Origin of the sequence: Bartonella vinsonii subsp. berkhoffii ATCC 51672 (assembly GCF_902825225.1) — a bacterium.
Classification (GTDB): domain Bacteria; phylum Pseudomonadota; class Alphaproteobacteria; order Rhizobiales; family Rhizobiaceae; genus Bartonella; species Bartonella berkhoffii.
This window is the reverse complement of record NZ_CADEAK010000284.1, coordinates 1-398: the sequence shown is the minus strand read 5'-3', so window position 1 is coordinate 398 and position 398 is coordinate 1. Positions and strand designations below refer to the sequence as shown.

Sequence of the window (398 nt, the reverse complement as noted above, 5' to 3'; positions counted from 1 at the left end):
CTTGAAAAATCAATGCATGAAGCAGCTGCTGATCTTGACTTTGAAGAGGCAGCACGACTTCGCGATGAAATCAAACAATTACAAAAGATAGAACTAGAAATCGCGGAGAATCCCTTAACACATCATAGAGAACAATCCAGCCATGACCCGATATTACAATCAAGTCTTTTCTCCAAACCAGACCTTGATCACATGGGACCAACCATGGATACTGGTATTTTGGAAAATAGAAAAGGAAAATCTCGTAAAAGCACCCCTAACCAAGCGACCATAAAACGAAAAAAAACGCGTCCAACAAAGGAGCGAAAAAATTAAAATCACCAAAAATAATCTTTTGCTCTTCTAAAAAAATAACTAAAAATGAAAAGCAACAAATATTGCCCTAAAAATAGATAACC

General features: G+C 36.4%; 1 protein-coding gene. It reads left to right on the top strand.

Annotated elements, in window-relative coordinates; all coding sequences use genetic code 11:
* A partial coding sequence (locus tag J7R10_RS09285) for a UvrB/UvrC motif-containing protein (RefSeq protein ID WP_208436528.1) occupies window positions 1-315 on the top strand: 315 nt, incomplete at its 5' end.
* Window positions 316-398: the final 83 nt, after the last annotated feature.